The sequence below is a fragment of the Maricaulis sp. CAU 1757 genome, assembly GCF_054482675.1.
In genome coordinates this window covers 620,329-640,439 of record NZ_JBTLRI010000001.1, presented here as the reverse complement: position 1 = coordinate 640,439, position 20,111 = coordinate 620,329, and the positions used below count along the sequence as shown (strand labels likewise).

General features: G+C 63.9%; 17 protein-coding genes. 11 read left to right on the top strand and 6 right to left on the bottom strand.

Annotated elements, in window-relative coordinates:
* Nucleotides 1–191: 191 nt before the first annotated feature.
* The 4 genes from ACXYMR_RS03005 to aguB all read left to right on the top strand — a co-directional run bounded on the left by ACXYMR_RS03005 (nucleotide 192) and on the right by aguB (nucleotide 6,691).
* Nucleotides 192–3,395 (top strand): TonB-dependent receptor, encoded by a 3,204-nt coding sequence (locus ACXYMR_RS03005; protein ID WP_458941269.1) that lies wholly within the window; start codon nucleotides 192–194, stop codon nucleotides 3,393–3,395.
* 93 nt (nucleotides 3,396–3,488) lie between these two features.
* Nucleotides 3,489–4,511, top strand: coding sequence for an agmatine deiminase family protein (locus ACXYMR_RS03000; protein WP_458941268.1), 1,023 nt, complete (start codon nucleotides 3,489–3,491; stop codon nucleotides 4,509–4,511).
* Nucleotides 4,508–5,827 carry a serine hydrolase domain-containing protein gene (locus ACXYMR_RS02995; protein WP_458941267.1) on the top strand — a complete coding sequence of 440 codons (1,320 nt, stop codon included), beginning with the start codon at nucleotides 4,508–4,510 and terminating at the stop codon, nucleotides 5,825–5,827. Before ACXYMR_RS03000 ends, ACXYMR_RS02995 begins: the two co-directional genes overlap by 4 nt.
* A gap of 3 nt (nucleotides 5,828–5,830) precedes the next feature.
* Nucleotides 5,831–6,691 carry an N-carbamoylputrescine amidase gene (aguB, locus tag ACXYMR_RS02990; RefSeq protein ID WP_458941266.1) on the top strand — a complete coding sequence of 287 codons (861 nt, stop codon included), beginning with the start codon at nucleotides 5,831–5,833 and terminating at the stop codon, nucleotides 6,689–6,691.
* Here the strand turns inward: aguB and ACXYMR_RS02985 are convergent.
* Together ACXYMR_RS02985 and ACXYMR_RS02980 are read right to left on the bottom strand one after the other, a co-directional pair.
* On the bottom strand, nucleotides 6,664–6,861 hold the full coding sequence (locus ACXYMR_RS02985) for a hypothetical protein (protein ID WP_458941265.1): 198 nt from the start codon (nucleotides 6,859–6,861) through the stop codon (nucleotides 6,664–6,666). The two genes, aguB and ACXYMR_RS02985, sit on opposite strands and share 28 nt — an antisense overlap.
* Nucleotides 6,862–6,971: 110 nt before the next feature.
* Nucleotides 6,972–7,607, bottom strand: coding sequence for a MarC family protein (locus ACXYMR_RS02980; protein ID WP_458941264.1), 636 nt, complete (start codon nucleotides 7,605–7,607; stop codon nucleotides 6,972–6,974).
* 178 nt (nucleotides 7,608–7,785) lie between these two features.
* Here ACXYMR_RS02980 and ACXYMR_RS02975 point away from each other — a divergent pair, with 178 nt between their 5' ends.
* From ACXYMR_RS02975 to ACXYMR_RS02965, 3 genes are all read left to right on the top strand, one after another.
* Nucleotides 7,786–8,337 (top strand): hypothetical protein, encoded by a 552-nt coding sequence (locus ACXYMR_RS02975; protein ID WP_458941263.1) that lies wholly within the window; start codon nucleotides 7,786–7,788, stop codon nucleotides 8,335–8,337.
* Nucleotides 8,330–8,821: a GNAT family N-acetyltransferase gene (locus ACXYMR_RS02970; RefSeq protein WP_458941262.1), complete on the top strand. Its 492-nt coding sequence runs from the start codon at nucleotides 8,330–8,332 to the stop codon at nucleotides 8,819–8,821. The genes ACXYMR_RS02975 and ACXYMR_RS02970 overlap by 8 nt, the downstream gene beginning before the upstream one ends.
* Before the next feature lie 165 nt (nucleotides 8,822–8,986).
* On the top strand, nucleotides 8,987–10,486 hold the full coding sequence (locus ACXYMR_RS02965; RefSeq protein WP_458941261.1) for a sensor histidine kinase: 1,500 nt from the start codon (nucleotides 8,987–8,989) through the stop codon (nucleotides 10,484–10,486).
* 83 nt (nucleotides 10,487–10,569) lie between these two features.
* On the opposite strand, the gene ACXYMR_RS02960 is transcribed toward ACXYMR_RS02965, so the two are convergent.
* The 3 genes from ACXYMR_RS02960 to ACXYMR_RS02950 all read right to left on the bottom strand — a co-directional run bounded on the left by ACXYMR_RS02960 (nucleotide 10,570) and on the right by ACXYMR_RS02950 (nucleotide 13,506).
* A complete protein-coding gene (locus ACXYMR_RS02960) occupies nucleotides 10,570–11,616 on the bottom strand; it encodes a 1,9-bis(guanidino)-5-aza-nonane synthase (RefSeq protein ID WP_458941260.1) in 1,047 nt (348 codons plus the stop codon).
* Entirely contained in the window at nucleotides 11,613–12,857 is a 1,245-nt protein-coding gene (locus ACXYMR_RS02955) for a type III PLP-dependent enzyme (RefSeq protein ID WP_458941259.1), read from the bottom strand. The genes ACXYMR_RS02960 and ACXYMR_RS02955 overlap by 4 nt, the downstream gene beginning before the upstream one ends.
* A 166-nt stretch (nucleotides 12,858–13,023) precedes the next feature.
* The gene (locus ACXYMR_RS02950; protein ID WP_458941258.1) at nucleotides 13,024–13,506 is read right to left on the bottom strand and encodes a prepilin peptidase; all 483 of its coding nucleotides are present in this window, start codon (nucleotides 13,504–13,506) and stop codon (nucleotides 13,024–13,026) included.
* Between the two features lie 69 nt (nucleotides 13,507–13,575).
* Between ACXYMR_RS02950 and phnC the strand changes: the two genes are divergently transcribed.
* The 4 genes from phnC to ACXYMR_RS02930 all read left to right on the top strand — a co-directional run bounded on the left by phnC (nucleotide 13,576) and on the right by ACXYMR_RS02930 (nucleotide 18,952).
* Entirely contained in the window at nucleotides 13,576–14,370 is a 795-nt protein-coding gene (gene phnC, locus ACXYMR_RS02945) for a phosphonate ABC transporter ATP-binding protein (RefSeq protein WP_458941257.1), read from the top strand.
* Nucleotides 14,370–16,388, top strand: coding sequence for a phosphonate ABC transporter, permease protein PhnE (gene phnE / locus ACXYMR_RS02940; protein ID WP_458941256.1), 2,019 nt, complete (start codon nucleotides 14,370–14,372; stop codon nucleotides 16,386–16,388). Before phnC ends, phnE begins: the two co-directional genes overlap by 1 nt.
* Before the next feature lie 251 nt (nucleotides 16,389–16,639).
* Nucleotides 16,640–17,827 carry an OprO/OprP family phosphate-selective porin gene (locus ACXYMR_RS02935; RefSeq protein ID WP_458941255.1) on the top strand — a complete coding sequence of 396 codons (1,188 nt, stop codon included), beginning with the start codon at nucleotides 16,640–16,642 and terminating at the stop codon, nucleotides 17,825–17,827.
* Between the two features lie 69 nt (nucleotides 17,828–17,896).
* Nucleotides 17,897–18,952: a substrate-binding domain-containing protein gene (locus tag ACXYMR_RS02930; protein WP_458941254.1), complete on the top strand. Its 1,056-nt coding sequence runs from the start codon at nucleotides 17,897–17,899 to the stop codon at nucleotides 18,950–18,952.
* A 61-nt stretch (nucleotides 18,953–19,013) separates the two neighbouring features.
* On the opposite strand, the gene ACXYMR_RS02925 is transcribed toward ACXYMR_RS02930, so the two are convergent.
* Nucleotides 19,014–20,081: a glycosyltransferase family 4 protein gene (locus ACXYMR_RS02925; RefSeq protein WP_458941913.1), complete on the bottom strand. Its 1,068-nt coding sequence runs from the start codon at nucleotides 20,079–20,081 to the stop codon at nucleotides 19,014–19,016.
* Nucleotides 20,082–20,111: the final 30 nt, after the last annotated feature.

Below are 20,111 nucleotides of genomic sequence, written 5' to 3'. Positions count from 1 at the left end.
GCAGGGCTCTACATACTAGTTTTGCGATTCCAACCGGTCACAAGTGAGTTCGCAAGCGGACGATTCACCATCCTTTGTCACAAAACGGTCGTGTTCCGTGTCTTGGAAAATTCGCCCGTCCAGCGTAGGAGGCGCGTGCTTCGTACCGGGAGCTCTGCTCTCTTCCTATCGACCTACCGGGGACAAGACCCATGTCGTTTTCCAAAAAGCTTTCTCTCAGCGCGGCGTCCATCGCCCTGCTGGCCGCGGCGCCTGCCGCGGTCTACGCGCAGGACACCACGTCGGATATTCGCGGTGAAGTGACCGCGAACGGCGCGGCCGTCGCGGGCGCCACGATCACCATCCGCCACGAGCCGACCGGCTCGATCACGCGGACGACCACTGGTGCAGGTGGCGCCTTCAACGGCCGCGACCTGCGCGTCGGCGGTCCTTACACGGTCATCATCCAGGCCGACGGCTACCAGCCGCAGCAGATCGAGGGCCTGGTCCTGTCGCTCGGCGCGCCGCTGAACCTGCCGGTCTCCCTGGAAGACGGTTCCTCGGTCGAAACCATCGTCATCACGGCGAGCGCCTCGACCTTCACCGACCTGAACACCGGCCCGTCCGCGCGCTTCAACGCTGACGACATCAACGGCCTGCCGTCGATCTCGCGTGATCCGCGCGACATCGCCCGCCTGAGCCCGTTCGCCAATCTCGACCCGGAAAACGGCGACGCCATCTCCCTGGCCGGTTCCAACAACCGCTACAACTCGTTCACCGTTGACGGTGTCGCCCAGAACGACCTGTTCGGCCTCAACTCGTCCGGCTTCCCGGCCGAGAACCGCGGCCCGGTCTCGATCGATGCGCTGGCCGCCCTTTCGGTTGAAGTCGCTCCGTACGACGTCCAGTACGGTGGCTTCTCCGGTGGTACGATCAACGCCGTGACCCGTTCCGGCGAGAACGATTTCCACGGTTCGCTCTACTTCTTCCGCACCGATGACAGCCTCGTCGGCGACAAGACCGAAGACCTGACCCTGAGCTCTTCGGAATTCTCCGAAGAGACCCTCGGTGGCTGGCTGTCCGGACCGATCATCCAGGACCGTCTGTTCTTCTTCGTCTCGTACGAAGAGTTTGACCGCATGGAGCCGCTCGGCGAAGCCCCGCTCGGTGGCCCCTCGGCCCTGTTCACCGAGAGCCGTGTCACGCAGTCGGAAGTCAACGACATCCTGTCGATCATGGACTCGGTCTACGGTCTTGACCTGACCAATTTCGACGAAGCCGATCTGGGTTCCACGGACGAGAAATTCCTGTTCTCGCTCGACTTCAACGTGAACGAAGATCACCGCGTCAAGTTCACCTACAACACCTCGGAAGGCTCCTCGATCCAGGAGCGCAATGACGGTGCCTCCATCGGCACGCCGTCGACCTGGTACAATCGCTCTGAGTCGCTGGAATCCTTCGTGGTCCAGGGCTTCTCCGATTGGACCGACAACTTCTCCACCGAGGTGAAGATCTCCTACTCGACGCAGGAAACCGGCCAGGATTCCTATGACGGGTCCGATTTCGCGAACTTCCAGATCCGTACGCCCACCGGCGGCACGGTCTCGGTGGGTCCGGACTTCTTCCGTCACGCCAACGCCCTGTCGAACGAGCTGTGGCAGTTCAAGCTGCGCGGCGAGTACATCTACGGCGACCACGTCTTCTCGGCCGGCTTCGAGCGTCAGGACCAGCAGATCTTCAACCTGTTCGTCCCGGGTTCGGAAGGCTCCTACGAGTTCGATTCGATCACCGACCTGCGCAACCGCGTGGCCTCCAGCCTGTTCTACAACAACGCCATCACCAACGACGAGAACGACGGTGCGGCGAACTGGGAATATGCGGTCAACACGCTGTACGCCCAGGACGAGTGGACGGTGTCGGACGACCTGACCCTGATCTTCGGCCTGCGTTACGACACCTACACGGCGTCGAACAACGTCACCGACAACCCTAACTTCCAGGGCCGTTACGGTTTCTCCAACACCACGACGATTGACGGTCTCGACATCCTGATGCCGCGGTTCGCGTTCAACTACGCCGTGGGCGACCGTTTCGCTCCGGAATTCGGCTCGTTCCGTGTTGCCGACGTGGTCGTTCGCGGTGGCTTCGGTCGCTTCGCCGGCGGTAACCCGTCGGTCTGGGTGTCCAACAGCTACTCCAATGACGGTGTGACCATCGACTCGGTCTTCGTGCCGGGCCCGATCACCAATGTCGACGCCACCACCATCCCTGCTTCGGCCCAGGCTGCCCTGGTCGCCGGCGACGGTTCAGTGAACGCTCTGCACCCCGACTTCGAGATTCCGTCCGTGTGGCGCTCCTCGCTCGGTGCCGACGTCTATTTCGACATCGCCGACATGAACGACTGGCGCTTCACCATGGAAGCCCTGTGGGACATCCAGGACGGTGCTCCGTTCTGGTATGACGCCAACTGCCCGGCGGTTCGCCAGTCCTTCGACGGTCGTCCGATCTATGATTGCGAAACCAGCCGCCAGGACATCCTGCTGAACAACACCGACAAGGGTCGCTCGCTGATCCTGACGGCTGAAATTCAGAAGGATTTCGACAACGGTTTCTCCTTCTGGGCCGCCTACACCCACCAGGACGTCACCGATGCTCACTCGGGCACTTCGTCGACGGCCACGTCCAACTACTCGGACTATGCCAGCTTCGATCGCCAGAACCCGTATTCGGCCACGTCGAACTACGAGATCGAGCATGACTGGAAAGCTCGCGCCTCCTGGCGTCACGCTTTCTTCGAGGACTACGAGACCCGCGTCGAGCTGTTCATGACCCGCCGTTCCGGCCGTCACTTCAGCTACACCTACGGCTACTCGAATGGTCCCAACGGCGAGTACCGCCGCCAGTCGCCGTTCGGCTACAATGAGAGCGCTGCGGATGACGAGGGCGATCTGTTCTACGTGCCGCAGGTGGACAGCCGCGGTATCGTGACGGCGACGTCGGACCCGAACGTGACCTACACGCCGGGCTTCGATTTCACGGCCTTCAACGACTATCTGCGTGAAACCGGTCTGGGCCAGTACGCTGGCGAGATCGCTCCGCGCAATGGTTTCGAGAGCCCGTGGTCGACGATCTTCGACCTGCGCTTCCAGCAGGAGGTTCCGGCCTTCTTCCCGCAGGCCGCTCGCGCCATCTTCTATCTCGACATCGAGAACGTCGGTAATCTGATCGATAGCGACTGGGGTCGTTTCGAGCAGGTGCGCTACGAGTACTTCCAGCCGGTCGTCGAACTGCACGACATCACCCCGACGGGTGCCTATGTCTACGACGACAGCCGCGGTGTGCCGCACTCCAACGAGAGCCGCGTTTCTCGTTCGTCGCTGTGGCAGATCCAGCTGGGTGTTCGCTACCAGTTCTAAGCGAACGCACTATCGAAACAGGAAAAGGGCGACCCTCGGGTCGCCCTTTTTTTGTCGCTCGCATGGCTCCGGCGGACATGCTAGAGGCGCCGCATGAGCGATTTTTCCATCCCCCACGAAACCCGCACGCCCGAACGTATCTTCACCTGCTGGCCATCCGACGCCACGCTGTGGGAAGACAATCTCGAGCCCGCCCAGGCCGAGTTCGCGGCCTTTCTGGCGGCCCTCGCCGAACCCGTTGGTGACGGCGACGCGCCGGAGCTTGTCATTCTCGCCGCCAGTGACCAGGCCGAGGCCTCGGCCCGCGCCGGCATGGGGCCGCGGGCCCGGGTTGTACGCGAAGCCTTCGGGGATGTCTGGGCCCGCGATACCGGCCCCGTTTTCCGTCGCCAGGACGGGGAAAGCGTGGCGGTGCGCTTCAGGTTCAATGGCTGGGGCGGCAAGTACGATCTGCCCGGCGATGACACGGTGGGCGGCGCAATCGCGCGTCTGGCGGGAGCACGCGAAGTGCATGTCGACTTGGTAGCCGAAGGTGGCGCGCTGGAGTTCGATGGCGAGGGCACCGTGCTGACGACGCGACAATGTCTGCTCAACCCCAACCGCAATCCCGGGACCACCGAGGACGAGATCGAAGCGCGGCTGAAAGCGGCGCTCGGCGTCGAGCGTATCCTGTGGATCGATGAGGGGCTGCGGGCCGATCATACCGATGGCCACGTCGACAATATCGCCCGCTTCGCCGCGCCGGGCGTGGTGGTGTGCCAGGCGCCGGCCGGCGATGATGATCCGCAGGCCGGTGTTCTGGAGGCGATCGAGGCACAATTGCGCGCCATGACCGACGCCCGGGGCCGGCGCCTCGAGGTCCACACCATTCCGTCTCCCGGGCGTGTCGATCTGGGGGATGGCGAGATGGTACCGGCCAGTCATATGAACTGGGTGATCGGCGCCGCAAAGGTTGTGGTGCCGACCTATGGCACGACGAGTGCAGGGGCGGCTCTGGATGCCTTGCGCCCCTTGTTTCCCCGACACGAGGTTGTCGGAGCCCCGGCAAGTGCCATATTGTCGGGTGGGGGGGCATTTCACTGTGTGACGTGTCACCAACCCGGAGTACGCGATTGAGTCGGACTTTCGCCTGGATCACCACGTTCTGCCTCGTCCTTGTGTCCTTCTCGGGAAACGCCGCCGCGCCGCTCTCGTATGAAGGGTTTGACGAAGACGCGGAGCTGCGCGCGCCGACCCTGATCGACGCCCGTGCGGAAGACGAAGATGCCAGTCCTCCCCAGGTCGGCCTGCCGGGTGACGCGGTGCTGGCGGACCGGGCCGATATCGAGGACCTGCCTGACCTGTCGCCTCCGGTGCAGGTGCCCGACTACATCGCCACACTGCAACAGCGACTCGACCAGGCAATGCAGGACGACAAGGTGGTCGGCCTGGCCGTGGCGGTGCTGGAAGCCGGCCGTCCGGTGCTGGTCTATACGCGCGGCGAAACGGCGGCCGGCACGGGTGACCCCGTAACGCCGCAGACCGTGTTTCGCGCGGCTTCCGTGTCCAAGACCTTCACCGGCACCCTGCTCGGCATCCTCGAAGAGCAGGGGCTGCTCAACCTCAATGCCCCGATCCCCGGCGAGGTCATGCGGGTCCAGGGTGTCCGCCAACCCAGCCTGTTGGAACTGGTCAGCCACCGCTCGGGCCTGCCGCCCAACGCCTATGACCTGAAGCTCGAGGAAGGCCAGAACATCCAGCGCATCCGCGACCAGCTCCTCAATGTCAATCGGGTGTGCTCGGTGGGCGAGTGCTACACCTACCAGAATGTCGCCTTCGCCGCCGTCGAGGCCCCGATCGAGGCGGCCACCGGCATGACCTACGCCCAGGCCCTGGAAACCTTCGTGTTTCGCCCCTTCGGCCTGCCCAGCGCCTCGGTCGGGGTGGAGATGATGGAATTGTCCGACAGCTATGCCCGTCCGCACCGCGGCTGGCGACGCAGCCGCAATGTGGCGGGCGACCCTGCGTCGGCCTACGACAATGTGGCGGCCGCCGGCGGGGTCAATGTCTCACTCGAGGACATGATCCGCTGGGCCCAGGTCCAGCTCGGTCTGGCGCCCGGCCTGTCGCAGGATGTCCGCGAGCGCATCCACGAGCCCATCACCGATAGTCTGACCGAGACCCGCCGGCGCGGCATGCTTCGCGAACGCGTCTCCCAGACCTGGTACGGGCTCGGCTGGCGCATCTATGACTGGGAGGGGCGCACTTTGGTCTTGCATCAGGGCTATCTCTCGGGCTACGGCGCGCAGATCATTCTCGAGCCGGAAACCGGCTGGGCCTTCGTGGCGCTGTGGAATTCGGACAATCGGCCGGCCTGGTGGCTGTGGCCGACTGCCATGGACCTGCACGCCGGAACCGGCCCCGGTAACTGGCTGGACCGACTGGAGGACTAGCGCTTGGCTCGTCACATTCGCATCGCCGCGCTGCAAAGCGCCTTCACGACCGATTTGCAGGAGAACATCGACCGGGTGTCCGGCATGATCCGCGAGGCGGCGAGGGATGGAGCACAAGTCGTTCTGGCTCCGGAGCTGTTCCAGAACCATTATTTCTGCAAGTCGCAGGACGAGAAGTGGTTCGCCACCGCCTATCCGGCCGATAGCCATCCCTGTGTCATCGCGCTGCAGAAACTGGCGGCCGATCTGGACGTTGTCCTGCCAGTGTCGATCTATGAGCGCGATGGGCCGCACTATTACAACTCGATGGTGATGATCGATGCGGGGGGTGAAATCCTCGGCACCTATCGCAAGAGCCATATCCCGGACGGGCCGGGCTATATGGAGAAGTTCTACTTCCGGCCCGGTGATACCGGCTTCAAGGTCTGGGACACGGCGGCGGGGCGCATCGGCGTCGGCATCTGCTGGGACCAGTGGTTCCCCGAGGCGGCCCGGTCGATGGCGATGATGGGAGCGGAGGTCCTGCTCTATCCGACCGCGATCGGCTCGGAGCCGCATGATGACAGCCTGGACACCTCGGCGCGCTGGCAGCGGGCCATGCAGGGCCACGCGGTGTCGAACGTGATCCCGGTGATGGCCGCCAACCGCATCGGCGACGAGGACGGCCAGGTCTTCTACGGCTCCTCCTTCATCGCCGACCATAGCGGCGAGAAGGTCGCCGAGCTGGGCAAGACCGAGCGCGGCATCATACATGCCGAGTTTGATCTGGATTTCCTGCAGCGCCACCGCGCCGCCTGGGGCTTTTTCCGGGATCGCCGACCGGACCTGTACGCGCCCTATTTCTCGCCGCGCTCCGCCGTCTGACGGCGCGGTGTCGGTACGATCAGGGCGAACAGGATGGTCAGTCCGATGATTGGCCAGGCATAGGCGATGGCTTGGTCGGTCTGCCCGTTGACCAGGCTCCAGGCGACCGCTGAAAAGCCCGCCGCACTGGCGGCGCCGGCAATCAGCATCATGGCAAGTCGAAAGCTCATGGCCTCCTCCGATACCGGGATCCGGAGCCGCGATCTCGGCGGCTGCCGGAACTCCCTTGGTATCAGAGAGACGCTAATGGACGGTTTCCGGTTCCATCCAAATTGTCGGATCAGAACAGCGCGCCCCGGATCCCGTCGAAGATGAACTGGGCGGCGAGGGCGGCCAGGATGACGCCCAGGATGCGGGTAATCATCGCTGCCATCGACTCGCCGATCAGCTTCATGACCGGGCCGATCAGCAGGAACACGACCAGGCAGAACACCAGGATCACGCCCGCGCTGGCGATCACGATACCCTGCTGGGCGAAGTTCTCCGCATCAGCCATGAACAGCATCATCGTGGCGATGGCGCCGGGGCCGGCGAGCATCGGAATGGCCATCGGGAAGACCGAGATGTCGTCCCAGACTTCCGGATGGGTCTCGTGTTCCTCGGTCAGCTTCTCGGCCCGCTCCTCGCGGCGCTCGGTGCGCTTCTCGAAAATCATGTCGAGCGCCATCAGGAAAAGCAGGACACCGCCGGCGGCGCGGAAGGCGTCCAGGCTGATATGCATGGCCGTGAGCAGCCAGTCGCCGAGCACGGCGAAGCCCAGCAGCACCCCGGCAGAGATCACCACGGACTTGATGGCCATGCGGCGGCGATGGCTCTTCGGGGCGCCATCGGTCAGCGCCGCAAAGATCGGTGCCACGCCGGGCGGGTCAATGGCGACGAAGAAGGTGACGAGGGCGGAAGTGAATAGCTCAAGCATGGTGCGATCCTGTATCTGACGCCCGCATAACGCCGCAAGTGCCGAAGGTCACGGGTTTTCTTGTCGGCACGGCTGCAGGATGGCTATGCAGAATGGCGGTGACAGGACTGCCCTGTCGGGCTGTGCCCCGGAAGCGTGCGGGGTATCGTGATCCGGTTGGGCCATTTGGGGACGAGGAATGCCGGATTGGTTGACGCCTGCTCTGGGCACGCTGGATATCGCTGCCTTCGCGGCACTTTTCATTGGTGTGATGTGGAATGCCCGTGAAACACGGCGCTCTACCTATATCAACCTGGAAACCGAAGCGTTGAACATCTTCCGCTTCGAAGCGGAGTACCGGGCCATTCTGGCGCCGGTATTCAACGAAAGCGACGACGAGCCGGCCGAACTCGATGACGAGGCCGCCGTGGTGGCGAACAATTACTTCCTCCAGATCCTCAACCTGTTCGAGATCGCTGTGCGGTTGAGGCAACGCCGGAATCTGGACTCTATGGTCTTCGGGACCTGGGTGTCATGGTTCCTGGAAGTCTCGGAAATGGGCTGGTTCCGCCGCAACTGGCCGGAATATCGCTTGCATTACTCGCCGGACATGCGCGGTATTTTCGACGCCTATTTCCGTGCTGTGCCGGATCTCAGCATCCCGTTTGAAGAGCGCCAGAAACTCTTCTTCGAGGCGGCCGGAAAGCAAATGAACTGCCGTACCGTTAAAAGGTGGCTAGACGATGCATGACTTGGATATCTGTCCGCTGGACAGCGGCGGTGTTGCCGACGCGGCGGGCTGGGCTGCCGGGCAGCTGCAATCCTTGCCGGAGTATATTTCGCATGGCGAGATCGCCTCCGGCCGCAGTCCCGATGGTGTTGCCTGGGCCAAGGACCTGGACCGCCTGCTCGAGCGTGATTTCGCCGCCTGCATGGCGAGCGGTGGATGGGTACTGGAGGCGCGCCGGGCGGGGGATCGTGTCGGGCTGTGTGCGGTTTACTGCAGCGATGAGGACGGTCCCCTGGTGGCCACCATCGAGGATCTGATTGTCGAGGCGGGTCAGCGGGGCGCGGGCATCGGGGGGCGGCTGTTGGCTGTGGCCGAGGAACGAAGCCACGGGATCGGTGCCGAGCACATCCTGCTGGAAAGCGGGCTGGCGAATGGCCCGGCCCATGCATTCTTCGAGCGCCACGGCTATCATGCCGTTTCCAAAGTCTTTCTCAAAAGGCCCTAGGCGATTCCGGCGACCTCGTCCTGCCTTCCGCCGGACAGGTTTTTGAACAATGGGCGGAAGCCCTTAAGCCCTTTTTGATCGTGACTGGACAAAATATTTGTCGCCGGGCTCCAATATTGCCCGTATTCTCGTCATCGTCGCTCCCCATGGTGTGGAGACCAGCCGATGCGGACGCCCAGTACCAAACGCCAATTGACTACCGGCCGCAAGGCTGGCGGGGTCGGTGTGCGCGGGCCGGAGGGGGCGTATGACAGCCTGTTCGAGCACAGCCTGGACTGCGTCAAGCTGGTGGCCGCCGACGGCAGGCTGCTGCGGATAAATCGTTGCGGCTGTGACAGCCTGGAAATCTGCGACCCCAGCGAGGCGGTCGGGCAGAACTATTTCGAATTCTGGTCGGGCACCGACGCGGCTAACGCCCTTGCCGCCGCGCGCGAGGCGACCGAGGCCGGGTCAGGGCGATTCACCGGCACCTATTCCAGCCCGTCAGGGCGGATCACCCATTGGGACGAGATGATCACTGCCATCCGCGACCCGGACGCCGCCGATGCCGGCTACCTGATCATCTCGCGGGATGTCACCGAGGTAACCCGTCGCCTGTCCCAGCAGCATGCCCTGGCCGAGCTGGGCTCTGCAGCCTTGGGCGAGGAAAGCTTCGACGACTTCCTGCAAGCGCTCACCGACACGGTTTCGCGGGTGCTCGACTGCCCCATGGTCAAGGTTCTGCAGTTTGCCGATGATGCCGACGTGCTCCAGCTGAAAGCCGGGGTGGGATGGAATGACGGTCTGGTCGGCAAGGCCATGGTCGGGACCGAGCGTGATTCCCAGGCAGGCTACACCCTGCTCGTCAATGATCCGGTTGTCGTGCGCGACCTCGAAACCGAGACCCGGTTTTCCGGGCCGCTCCTGCTGCGCCAGCACAAGGTGCGCAGCGGCATGAGCGTGGTGATCGCCGGAGTCGGGCGACGGCCCTACGGCGTATTCGGTGTGCACGCGCCGGTGTTGCGCGAGTTCGAGGACGCCGACCGGAATTTCCTGCAGGCGGTGGCCAACATCATCTCGGCGCGCTGGCGCCAGGAATGCGCCAGCCGCGATCACCAGGCATTGCTGCAGGAAATGGCCCACCGGGTCACCAATTTGCTCCAGGTCGCCGATTCGCTGTTCAGGCAGACGTTCGAGTTCTCAACCGATATTGCGGCGGCCAAGCGTACCTATTCGGCGCGCCTCGCCGCCATGGGCCGGTCGAGTGCGGCCATCACCCGCGGCGGGCTGGACACGGTCAGCCTGGCCGAGCTCGCGGCCAACGCGCTCAATCCGTTTGGTGAGCTGATCAGGGTTTCCGGCCCCGATATCAGCATCAAGGGAGAACTGGCCTTTGATCTGGGACTGATTTGGCACGAGCTGGCCACGAACTCCGCCAAGTATGGCGCCTTGAAGACCCTGGACGGACAGGTTGATCTGAGCTGGGACGTGGAGGGCGAGGGCGAGTGCAGGATGTTGCGGCTGCACTGGCGCGACTCATCGCAGCCGGCCGCGCAAAGTCCTGACAATGGTGGAGGCTTTGGCAGCAAGTTCATGGCCCAGCTGGTCAAGGTCAAACATCGCGGGACCATCAAGGTGAGCCAGGACACCGCCTACCATTGCGAGATCAGGCTACCAATCGTCTAGACCGACCGCTTGGTTGGCGCTGGACAAAAAAAAGCCCCGGCACCAGTGCCGGGGCTTCTTCGTGTCTGGCATGGGTGTCCGGATCAATCGCCGAACATGTCGCCATAGCGGTGGCGCGGGCGCTGTTTCCAGCTGCCGCGGTGGTAGACATCGGAGGCAATGACCGGGGCCACGGTGGACGCTTCGGCGAACACCATCTGTTCCAGCGCCACGTCGACCTTGCCCCAGGAACAGGCTTCCTTCAGCGTCGAGGACGAGCACGCGCCGTCGCGCACGTCGGCCACGGTGATCTGCACCGCATAGGCGTGCATCGGCACTTCCTCGCCGAGGATTTCCGCGCACACCACGGTGTCCTGGGCGAAATTCTTCGGCACCCCGCCGCCGACCATGAACAGGCCCGTCTTGCCGGCCTTGATCTTGATGTCGGTCAGCTCGCGGAAGTCGGCCACGCTGTCGATCGACAGGTAGGGCTTGTTCGCCTTCATGCGCTGGACCTGGTGCTTCACCAGGCCGAAGCCGGCAGAGCAGTCGGAGAAGGCCGGGCAGAAGATCGGCACGCCCTGCTCGTAGCATTCCTGCACCAGCGAGCCTTGCTTCTTGGCATTGCCGTCGGCGAGCCACTTGCCCATCGCCTTGATATAGGAGCGTGACGAGCGCGGCCCCGGCTCGAGCATGTCGGCGATCTCGAGCGTGGCATGGTCGGTCGCCTGCAGCTCTTTCTCGTCGATATAGGTGTCGTAGATGCGGTCGATATAGAGGTCGCGCAGCACCCGGTCGTCGGGGATTTCCTTGGCCTGGTAGTGCTTGAAGCCGAGCGCCTCGAAGAAGTCCATGTCGACGATCGAGGCGCCGGTCGAGACGATGGCGTCGACCATGTTGTGACGCACCATGTCGCGCCACACATGCATGCAGCCGCCGGCCGAGGTGGAGCCGGCCAGGGTCAGGATGACCGAGCAGTCGGGATCCGCCACGGCCTGCTGCAGGATGCGCGCGGCCCGGGCTGCATCGCGCGAGGTGAAGGACATCTTCTCCCAGCTGTCGATGAGTTGGCGGCCGTCAAAGGCGGTGATGTCAATATGCTCCACCGGGCTGGAAAGCAGCTCGGCCTTGCGATTGGAGGTGTCGCTCATGCGCGTCTCCTGAGTTTGGGGCGGCGCCGACGGGCACGGGCGAAGTTGATCACTTCCGCGCCTTCATCGTCGGCCTGAACGGGTTGGGCTTGAGCCTCGAACATAGACGGCCATGGCATATCCTCAACCATGACCCGTTCAATGGCTCCGAAGCCGTTGAAATCAGTGGCCAGTGCGGTGCCGTAGGCGCCGAGCATGCCGATCTCGATGATGTCACCCTCGGCGATGTCGGCCGGCAGTTCGAAGGGGCCGGGGATGGCATCCATCGAGTCGCAGGTCGGGCCGAAGAAGCGGAACGAGGCGGTCTCCTCGTCGATCTTGCCATTGGCGCGGTGCACCCGGACCGGAAAGGGCCATTTCGAGTGCGCGGCGTCGAACAGGCGGCCATAGGCTCCGTCATTGAGGTAAAGAGCGTCACCCTTGACCAGCTCGACGCGGGTCAGGACGCTTTCGCCCTCGGCCACCAGGGCCCGGCCGGGCTCGCACCACAGATCGGCGTTCTCGAGGACCATCATGTCCTCGAAGGCTTCCTCGATTGCCGAGATGTATTCCGACATCGGTGGCGGGGCCATGCCCGGATAGATCGAGGGAAAACCGCCACCGACATCGACGATGTCCACGGTGACACCCGCCTGGGCGATCATCCGGGAGGCTTCCATCATGGCCGACCGGTAGGCCGACGGTTGCATGCACTGGCTGCCGACATGGAAGCTGACGCCCAGTTCGTCGGCATGGGCCCGGGCTGAGCGGATCAGTTCGGCGGCCTCATAGGCCGGGACACCGAACTTGCCGGCCAGCGAGAACATGGCGCCGTCATTGGACACGGCCAGGCGAACGATCAGGATCAGGTCCTGGGCGTAGTTGGTCTCCTGGATGATTTTCTGCAGCTCGGCCTCGCAGTCGAGCGCAAAGATGCGGACGCCAAATTCGTAATAGGCGCGACGGATGGACTCGCGGCTCTTGACCGGGTGCAGGAAGGCCATGGTGGCCTCCGGACAGCGCTCGGCGACGAGACGGATTTCCGGGATGGACGCAGTATCAAAAAACCGCAAGCCGGACGCATACAGCGCATCCACCACCCAAGGGCTCGGATTGGCTTTGACGGCGTAAAGAACCTCGCCCGGGAAATTGTCCTGGAACCAATGGCTCGCTTCGGCAACGCGATCCGGACGTGCGCAGACGACCGGGCTTTCTACGTGCCGGGTACGGACCAGGTCCAGGGGCGTATGGAACGTGTGCAATTCACGTGACCCCCTGTTGGCAGTGAAACCCAATCCGGCTTTGTCGCCTCCGCCGGGAATTGGGCGATTAAAGTCAAACTCCGAGGGTGTAAAGTGGGAAATTTCCGTTGCCGGTGCAAGCGCTTGTCTACAGGTCGCTGAATTGTCCGGAATGGCCTTGTATAGCTTAGAAAACGAGTGGCAGTGGCGTATCGTAAACGCGTATGCTCCAGGCCACGCCGATGGCCAGGGCGATCCAGGGGCCAAAGGGCCAGGGCTGGGCGCTGTCTGGCAACCGCCGGCGAACCGCTGAAATGGCGAGGATGAAGACAATTGCCGAGAGGCTGGCGATCAGCACGATAAGCGGCAGCATCCACGCCCCGCACCAGGCCCCGCCGGCGGCCATCAGCTTGGCATCGCCGCGGCCCAGCCCGTCCCGTCCCCGCAGCGCCCGGTAACCATGTTCGATAACCACGAGGCTGACATAGCCTATTGCGGCGCCGGCGATGGGTGCCCATACGCTCCCCCACAGCCCGGCATTGACGACCAGCCCCAGCACGATCAGGGGCAGGGTCAGCCAGTCGGGCAGGCGATAGGTCCGGGCATCGATCCAGGCCAGCGCCGCCAAGGCCGTGAACAGGGCAATGCTCGCCATCAATGTGAGAAACATGATGCTCCTGTCACAAAAGTGTTATGCGTGTGGGCGACAAGGGGCCCGCCGCGAATGGGAATGCAAACCATGACAGACGCCACCCTGGCGCTTCACGCCGAAAATGTCCGTATGACTTTCGGGGAAACCAAAGCGCTCGACAATGTGAGCCTGCAGGTCAGCCCCGGCGAAATGGTCGCCCTGATCGGGCCGTCCGGATCGGGCAAGTCGACCCTGCTGCGCGTCGCCGCGGCCCTGCAGCAGGCGGATGCCGCGTCGGGTCCGGTCAGCGTGCTAGGCCGGACCATGCAGTCCGGCGGCAAGGTGACCAAGCGAATCCGCTCCAACCGGGCGCGCCTCGGCTTCATCTTCCAGCAGTTCAACCTGGTTGGGCGGCTGAGCCTGTTTGCCAATGTCCTGCTCGGCGCCCTTGGCCGGCTGCCGGTCTGGCGCGGCGCCCTCGGTATCTATCCCAACGCCGACAAGCAGAAGGCCATGGACGCGCTGGAGCGCGTCGGCATGGACAGCTTTGCGGCTCGTCGCGCCTCCAACCTGTCCGGTGGACAGCAGCAGCGCGGCGCCATCGCCCGCGCCCTGGTCCAGGGTGCCGAAGTGCTGTTCGCCGACGAGCCGATCGCCTCGCTCGACCCGGTCTCGGCCCGCAAGGTCATGGAGTTGCTGCGCGAGCTCAACCGTACCGACAATCTCACCGTGATCGTGACCCTGCACCAGGTCGATTACGCCAACCAGTTCTGCGACCGCATTGTGGCGCTCAACAAGGGGCGGATCGTCTATGACGGGCCAAGTGACGGGCTCGACCGCGCCAAGCTGGTCGAGATCTACGGTCCCGAATTTGAAACCGCCTTCTACGGGGGCGACGACTGATGCGCTTTCTCACTTCCCTTCTGACTCGCCTCGCCCTGCTCACGGCGGCCAGTGCCGCGCTTGCGGCCTGCTCGGCCAGCGATGCCCCCGAGGTGGAAACCGGAGCGCCGCCGGCGCCGATCGCTGGCGAGCAGCGCACCTTGCACTTCGGCATCATCGCCACGGAATCCTCGTCCAACCTGGAAACCAACTGGCGGCCCTTCATTGCCGCCATGGAAGAGTGGACCGGTTACGACATCGAGCCGTTCTATGCTTCCGACTATGCCGGCATGATCCAGGCGATGCGCTATGGCAGCATCGAAGTGGCCTGGTTCTCCAACTTCTCCGGCCTGCAGGCGGTGCGTCTCGGTGGCGGTGAAGTCTTCGCCAAGGCGACCTATCCGGACGGTTCGGAAGGCTACCACTCGGTGCTCCTGGTGCCCCAGAACAGCCCGATCCGCTCGATCGAGGACGTGCTGGAGTGTGATGGCACGCTCGACTTCGGCATGGGTGACCCCAATTCGACCTCCGGCTTCCTGGTGCCGTCCGCCTTCATTTTTGCGCCGCGCGGCATTGATCCGGCCGAGTGCTTCAACTCGGTGCGCAATGCCAATCACGAAGCCAATGCGGTCGCGGTGGCCAACGAGCTGATCGATGTCGGCACCAACAACACCACCAACATGACCCTGCTGCAGCGCACGCGTCCTGAGATCGCGGCGCGCCTGCGCGAGATCTGGCGCTCGCCGGCGATCCAGACCGACCCGATCATCTGGCGGTCCGACCTCGACGAGGAAGCCAAGCGGCGCATCCAGTACTTCTTCATGAATTACGGTCGCATGGGCTCGCCGGAAGACATTGCCGCGGCGCGCGAAGTGCTCGATCCATTGTATTTCGGCCTGTTCCAGCCGTCTTCCAACGCCCATCTCGATCCGATCATCCAGCTGGAAATCGTCCGCGACCTGACCGAGGTCCGCAATGATCCGGACCTCGACGAGGCGACGCGGGCAGCCCGTATTGCCGCTCTCGAGCAGCAACTCGCCGATGTCGAGGCGGGCAATACCAGCCTCGTTTCCCAGGCCAATACCTTCGACGCGGCCAGCGAGCTGGCTGGCGAAGCTCCCGGCGGCGAGCCGGGCGGAATGGACTGGCTGGCCGGTGCCATCGCCCTCGTCCTGGTAGCCGGACTGCTGACCGGCCTGCTGTGGGCGTCCTCGCCACGCGGCCCGGGTCCGCGGGTGCCGATCGGTGAGCGCGTGGCCAATGCGGTGATCGCCGCGGGGGTCATCGTGATCCTGGTGTGGAGCTTCGACAGCGCCGACATGGACCGCTCCTACCTGCTGGTCGAGAACGCCGACGACATGGGTGAGTTTGTTGCGGGCTTCTTCCCCAACGATACCGACAGTGAGGCCCTGGCCTCCTATTGGGACAATCTCATGGACGGTTTCGAGGAAGCCATCCCGCAGATGATCGTCACCGTCCAGATCGCCATCTGGGGTACCTTCCTGGCGGTGCTGGCGGCCATTCCGTTCGGCCTGCTGAGTGCCCGCAATGTGGCGCCCAACTGGGTGGTGCAGCCGGTGCGTCGCCTGATGGACGTGTTCCGCTCGATCAACGAGCTGATCATCGCCCTGGTCTTCATCGCCGCGGTGGGCCTCGGTCCGCTGGCCGGTGTGATGGCGCTGGCGGTACACACCACCGGCGTGCTGGCCAAGCTGTTCTCAGAAGCGGTCGAGGCGATTGATCATGGTCCGGTGGAAGGCGTGCGGGCGACCGGCGCGGCCCCGCTGCACGAAGTCATCTGGGCGGTCATTCCCCAAGTGGCCCCGCTGTGGACCTCCTTCGGCCTGTACCGCTTCGAATCGAACGCCCGGTCGGCGACCGTGCTCGGCCTGATCGGCGCCGGCGGCATCGGCCAGATCCTGTTCGAGGCGGTTCGCGCCTTCGACTACCAGCGCACGGCGGCAATCGTCATCGTCATCGTCGTGGCGGTCAGCGCCATCGACCTGATGTCGCAATTGCTGCGCAAGCGTCTGGTCTAGCGAACCGGCCCATGGCGAATGGATCAAGGCCCGCAGTATTGCTGCGGGCCTTTTTTCTTGCCCGGAGTCGCCTTGCCGTCGCCGATAAAATAAAACAAACCTGTCACCGGCCTGTAGCAAAAGCGTCATCAAGCTCGATTAACACGGTCGACGACAAGACCAGTTTGTCACTTGTTTCACTTGCCGACCGCAAGTCGCCGCGTTCCCCTCCGGGCCGGTGACTGGCAGAGGCTGATCACAGGATTGATGCCGTGACCCGACTGCTCACCACCACCGCGATCGCGACCCTCGTCAGCGCCACGTCGCTGGCCCCCGCCCATGCCGAAGGCTGGGAATTTGACGGTGTCCCCTCGTGGAGCAATTCCGATGGTGACAGCTTCACCTTCCGCGGCCGCATCTTTCTTGACGCCGCCGAGATCGACTTCGAGGAAGCCGGCGTCACGACGACGTTTTCCGACACTGAGATCCGCACCGCCCGCCTTGGCGTGACCGGCAGTCTCTCCGATGTCGACTACACGGCGGAATTTGATCTCATCGATGAGGAGATCACAGCCAAGGACGTGCACCTGACCTTCGATGCCGGCGCCTTCGACATCCGGGTCGGCCACTTCAAGACCCCCAACTCGCTCGAGGAGGAAACGTCCTCGCGCTACATCACCTTCATGGAGCGTGGCCAGGCCACGGACCTGTTCGGACTGGATCGCCGCGTCGGCGCCATGGTGTCCGGCGGCGGTGAGAATTACACGCTGAGTGCGGGCGTGTTCGGCGGCACGCTGGATGATTTGAGCGAAAGCTTCGAGATCGACGACAGCTCTGCCGTAGCGGCTCGCGCCACCTGGGCGCCGATCCATGGCGACGAGCTCTCCGTTCACCTCGGCGGTTCCGCTCGCTACATGGATTACGGCGATGCCGGAACCCGCGTCCGTGTTCGTCCCAATACCCACATCACGCCGCGCATCGTCACCGCCGACTTCCGCCCCGGCCGTCCGCTCGGCGAAGCGGAAAGCTCGCTGCTCCTCGGTGTTGAAGCCGCGGTTGTCGCCGGTCCCTTCCACGCCCAGTCGGAAATCATGACCATGGAGCTGGACGGCCCGCTCGGCGAACCCCTGATCAATAGTGGCTATGTCAGCCTCGGCTACTTCATCACCGGCGAGACCCGGTCCTATTCCGCGTCGTCCGGCAAGTTTGGACGCACCCGCCCGGCAAGCCCGGTCTCTGAAGGCGGCCTGGGCGCGGTCGAGCTGGCGGTTCGCTATGATCGTTCAGACCTGGAACAGGCTCGCGAAGGGGTGCTGACCACGCTGACCCTCGGCGTGAACTGGTACCTCGAGGACAAGCTGCGCATCATGGCCAATTATGTCGACGGCGAGCGCAGCATTGTCGGCGCACCGAATACCGACGTCTCCGGCGCGCAAGTGCGCGTGCAGTGGGACTTCTAGAACCATCAGCCACCGGGGGCGGCCGGGCCGGCCCCGTATTCTTCTTCTCGTGACAAGGACTTTGGATACATGAAGATCAAGGCTTATCTCGCGGCGGCTACCGCCGTGCTCGCACTGACCGCCGGCGCCGAAGCGCAGCAGCGCGACCAGATCCGCATCGTCGGCTCATCGACGGTGTTCCCGTTCTCGACCGCCGCCGCCGAATCCTTCGGCGCCAAGACGCAGTTCTCCACGCCGGTTGTCGAATCGACCGGATCGGGTGGCGGCTTCCGCCTGTTCTGCGCCGGCGTCGGTTCGGAGCATCCGGACATCACCAATGCCTCGCGTCGCATGAAATCGTCCGAATACGAGCTGTGCCAGTCCAATGGCGTGCGCCAGATCACCGAGGTGCGCATCGGCTATGACGGCATCGTCATGGGAACTGCCGGCGACATGTATGACGGGTTCGACATCAGCCTGACCCAGCTCTGGCTCGCCCTGGCCGCCGAAGTGCCTGCCGATGAGACCTGCTCCTCCTTCGTGGCCAACCCGAATGAGCGCTGGTCGGACATTGACCCGACCCTGCCGAACACCCGGATCGAAGTGTTCGGCCCGCCGCCGACGTCCGGCACGCGCGATGCCTTCGTCGAGCTGGGCATGGAAGGTGGCGCTCGCGGCATCGATTGCCTCGACGAGCTGCATGACGAGGATGCCGACCGTTTCGGCTCGATCGCCAGCCGGATCCGCGAGGACGGCAAGTGGATCGATGCCGGCGAGAATGACAACGCCATCGTCCAGACGCTGAGCAACACCCCCACCGCGTTTGGCGTGTTCGGCTACTCCTTCCTCGATCAGAACTCCGACCGCATCACCGGCGTTCTCATCGACGGTGTCGAGCCGGATTATGACAACATCGCCGACGGCTCCTATCCGGTCTCGCGCTCGCTGTTCTTCTACGTCAAGAACCAGCACGCCAATGTCGTCCCGGGTCTGGTGGAATACGTCGCGGAATTCACCTCCGATGATGCCTGGGGCGAGTTCGGCTACCTCACCAGCCGTGGGCTGATCGCCTTGCCGGACGCCGAGCGCGCCGAGATTGGCGAAGCGGCGCGGTCGCTGACCGCGATGACGGAAGCGCCGAACTAGCGTCGGCCTCCCGGGCGCACATGAAAACGCCGCTCCTTTCGGGGCGGCGTTTTTTGTGTGCCTAGTAGAGGGCCTTGCGCTTGCGCAGGCGGCGCCAGAAGCGTCGCCTTTCCGGCTTCGGGTGCGGCTTGAGGTTCTTGACGAAATCGAGCGCGCATTGGTGCCAGGAATGCTTCTCGGCGTGGGCGCGCGGTGCGGCCCGGTCGATCTCGAGGCAGTCCAGGCAGGCCTGGCGCAAATCGTCATTGATGAAGCCGCCGCCGGAACCCGGGATGATGTCCTTGGGTCCGTGGGCCGGGAAGGCCGCGACCGGAGTGCCGCAGGCCATCGCTTCCAGATTCACCAGGCCGAACGTGTCAGTCCAGCTCGGGAAGACGAAGACGTCGGCATCGGCAAAATAACGCGCCAGCTCGTCGCCGAACTTCGGTCCCGGGAACACCGCGTCGGGATATTTTTCGGCCAGGTCCTCGCGCTGCGGACCGTCCCCGACCACGACCTTGGTGCCGGGCAGGTCGAGCTTGAGGAAGGTCTCGATATTCTTTTCGACGGCGATCCGCCCGACATTGACCCAGATGGGCCGTTCGAGGTCGGCATAGACATCCTGGCCATCGACGAATCGCTTGTCCGGATTGAACAGCTCGATGTCGACGCCGCGCGCCCATGGCGTCAGGTTCTTGAAGCCGCGCTTGGACAAATCGTCGCGCATGGACGGTGTGGTGACCATCATCCGGCCGGAAGCGTTGTGGAACCAGCGCATGAAGGAATAACCCGCCGACAGGGGGATCATCGGAAAGCGCGCATTGACGTATTCCGGGAATTTGGTGTGGTAGCTGGTGGTGAAGGGCAGCTTCCATTTGACGCAGATGCGGCGCGCCGCCATGCCGAGCGGACCCTCGGTGGCGATATGGATGGCCTCCGGTTCAAAGGCCTTGAAGCGCTCTGCGATGTCCTTGCGGGCGCCGATGGCCAGCTGGATTTCCGGATAGGTCGGCAGCGGCATGGTCTTGTAACCGAGGCCCGGATGGATCACTTCGACCTGGTGGCCCATGGCGCGGCACTCTGCGACGGTGCGCGACAAGGTGCGCACGACACCGTTCATCTGCGGTTCCCAGGCATCCGTAACCAGCATGATGCGCTGCGGGCGATCATCACCATTGTC